Below are 3,193 nucleotides of genomic sequence, written 5' to 3'. Positions count from 1 at the left end.
CATCATCAGAACGCCAGGGATGAGTAAGCCCAGCGCCGCAATCAGCACGCGGCGTCCCGTACGGTCGCTGATCCTCGAGATCGGCAACGCGAGCAGCACCGCAGCGAGATAAGGCAACGAGCTGGCGACGGCCTGCGAAGTCCCGGTAAAGCCGACCGATCGCACGGCAAGCGGGATCCACAAAGTTACGCCCCAGAACAGCATGCCTTGTGTGATGTAGCTCACTAGCAATAAGAAGAACGGATAGCCGCCCAACGCATCTAGTGAGAGTCGCGTCGGCACGACCTCGGCCGCCGGACGCTCCCGGTACGGCGCTTCGGACTCGGGCCGGAGCTTGGCCATGAACAGCGGGACTACACCGAACAGACCAACGCAGCCCATCACGATGAACATGACGCGCCAGCCGAAGGCTGTATAAAGGGGTGTCAGAATCATGAACCCAAGGGCCATCGCGATAAATTGACCGTAGTACTGGACAATCGCATTAGCCTTGGTTCGCTCATTCGGCGCAAACCACGCTTTCGCGAACCGCGACTGCTGCGGCCAGTAAACGCCCTCGGCCAGCCCCAGGATGAACCGGCAGACTAACAGGACGACAAGTGAGTCGGTAAAGCCGACGAATACGGTGGCGAGCGACCAGATCGCAAAACTCCAGATCACCACACGCTTGGGATCGCGCTTGCGGGTCAGAATCCCGCCGACGACGTTCGCAACGGCATAGCCGATCAGAAAGATCGTCAGCGCCCAACTGGCCGTTACCGCAAAACGGTCCCCCGCGAAACCCATGTCCTGCGCCACGGACGGTAGCGCTACTGAAAGCGTCGTGCGATCGAGATACGCAACGAATAGCCCGACCATCAGCGATCCACCGATTCCCCACCACTTTGATTGCGACATGGCTGTCTCCTTGTTTTATGCGTTCGTCTTTCTCGTTCGCGATGAATTCTAGTTACGCGCGACGGGTAGGCGTGCACCGCGCCCTCAAGTCATGAGCATGCAAGCGGTACACGCTCAATGTGTGTCAGCGGGCGGCGAAGTGGGCCAACGCGGCCCTGTCGACTTCGATGCCCAGCCCTGGCCCCTCTGGCACGCGCACCATCCCGCCGACGTGTTCGATCGGCTCGGCCAGCAACGCCTGCCGGATCGGGTGTTCGGTACGGTCGAATTCCAGCATGGGCTCGGCCACGGAGAGCGAAGGCGGCGTATGGGCCGGCAATACCGCAAGTAGTTGCAGCGATGCGGCGATGGCGATGCCTGTTCCCCAAACATGCGGGTTGTAGCGAGTACCGAAGGCCACCGCCATGTCCGAGATTTTCTTGCACTCGGACAACCCCCCGGCCGCGCAGGTATCGGGCTGGATGATGTCCATGGCGCGCGAGACAAGCACGTCCCGGAAGCCGAAGCGGGTGAATTCGCACTCGCCGCCCGCAACCGGAATAGAAAGCGCCGCTTTCACCTCGCGGTAGCCAGCAAGATCTTCCGGCGGCACCGGCTCCTCGAACCATCGGATGTCCTGGTCCTCGATCATCCTGCCCAGGCGAATCGCCGCTGTCGCATCGTAGGCGTGATTCGCGTCGACCATGAGCGCGATATCCGGGCCGATGGCTGCCCTCACCGCGCGCGTTACCGCCACGTCCTGCTCGACGCCGAAGCCCACCTTGAGCTTGACCGCCTTGAATCCTTCTGCAACATAGCCTGCCGCTTCTTCGGCCAGATACTGCAAGGGATCGCCCGATTCACGCCGGTACAGACCCGTCGCATAGGCCTGCACCTCCGTGCGAAGCGCGCCGCCCATCAACTGATAGGCAGGCATGCCGAAGCGCTTACCCTTGATGTCCCAGAGCGCGATGTCGATACCGCTCAGCCCCTCGATTACGACGCCCTTCTGGCCGTGATCGCGCAGGCGGGCATAGACTTCTTGCCACAAAAAGTCGGTTCGTAGGGGGTCCATGCCGATCAGCCAAGGCGTTACGGTCTTGACGACGGCGGACGTGATCCATGCGGGGCCATAGCATTCGCCCCAACCGATCAGCCCTTCATCAGTCTCGATCTCCACAATCATCGCCATGCGCGTGCTATACCAGGCGCGGGAGTAGGCAAAGGGCTGCGAGAGCGAGGCTTCCAGCACGTGCGTGCGGACGTTAGTGATTTTCATAGGCAGTTCCGGAGGATGGCTTCGGACTCAATGCGCCGCGAGTCCCCAAGTGGTGAGCCCACAGGTCGGACATTCGGCGTCGATATTTTGCGTATATAATATGACTTTTAATCTACCATAAAGTATGACTTTTCTGCAACGTCCTCACCTGAAGCGCAATCTGCGCGATCAACTGGTCCACGATCTGGGCCGCGGCATCGTGTGCGGCGACCTGAAGCCCGGGGACGTCCTTCCTACGGAGGGCGAGCTGCTGGCGCATTACCAGGTCAGCCGAACCGTGCTGCGAGAAGCGCTGCAAGTTCTGTCCGCGAAGGGGCTAGTCGATCCGCGGCAGCGACGCGGGACCACGGTCCTGCCCCGCTCGGAATGGAGTCAGCTCGACCACAGCCTGCTGGAATGGCACGGCCAGTCCGACGTAGCCGACGGGGCGCTGCAGCAGTTGATGGAGGTGCGGCGGATTGTCGAGCCGGCAGCGGCAGCGTTAGCGGCGCAGCGCGCCGGGCCAGCGGAGCGTGAGCGAATCAGTGCGGCTTATGCGGGGATGGAATCGTCACAGGGTGACGTCGAGGCGTTCGCCGCTGAGGACCTCGAGTTTCATACGGCTATTCTCGAGGCGAGCGGGAACCAGTTTTTGCTGCCTATCGTGCAAGCGATTCGGACGACACTTGCTGCCTCGATCAGAATCACCAATCAAAAGCCCGAAGAAAACCGGCGGGTTTCCTTGCCGCTGCATGGCGCCATTCTCGCAGCCATTCTCGCTGGTGATGCGTCAGGCGCGTCCCGCGCAATGCAACTCCATCTCGATGACACGGAGCGCAGACGCGCTCGCGCAGCAGGAGTGCGCGCCTCGTCCTGACGGAGCGTTGACGCACACGTAGAACATGCGACAGACGCGACCCGTTTGCAACAGCGATATCGACGCTCGCGGCGACAGACTCGCCGCGAGCGAACAGACGCCCCCGCGTATGCTTCGACCGACAGATCTGCGCGAACGACCGTTCCTGGGGGGCTTGTTTGTCAAGCCGTTTGGTCACGTAA

The 3,193-nt window shown here is 61.5% G+C and carries 3 protein-coding genes; 1 reads left to right on the top strand and 2 read right to left on the bottom strand.

Annotation, left to right across the window (positions count from 1 at the left end; translation table 11 throughout):
* Together VGH68_RS04185 and VGH68_RS04180 are read right to left on the bottom strand one after the other, a co-directional pair.
* A partial coding sequence (locus VGH68_RS04185) for an MFS transporter (RefSeq protein WP_331602237.1) occupies window positions 1-897 on the bottom strand: 897 nt, incomplete at its 3' end.
* A 124-nt stretch (window positions 898-1,021) separates the two neighbouring features.
* Window positions 1,022-2,155 (bottom strand): mandelate racemase/muconate lactonizing enzyme family protein, encoded by a 1,134-nt coding sequence (locus VGH68_RS04180; protein WP_331602236.1) that lies wholly within the window; start codon window positions 2,153-2,155, stop codon window positions 1,022-1,024.
* A 124-nt stretch (window positions 2,156-2,279) separates the two neighbouring features.
* Here VGH68_RS04180 and VGH68_RS04175 point away from each other — a divergent pair, with 124 nt between their 5' ends.
* Entirely contained in the window at window positions 2,280-3,011 is a 732-nt protein-coding gene (locus VGH68_RS04175; RefSeq protein WP_331602234.1) for a FadR/GntR family transcriptional regulator, read from the top strand.
* The last annotated feature ends 182 nt before the right edge of the window (window positions 3,012-3,193 follow it).

The organism is Paraburkholderia sp., assembly GCF_036488505.1.
Classification (GTDB): Bacteria; Pseudomonadota; Gammaproteobacteria; order Burkholderiales; family Burkholderiaceae; genus Paraburkholderia.
Note: the sequence above shows the minus strand (reverse complement) of the source record. Positions and strands in the feature narration are given on the sequence as shown.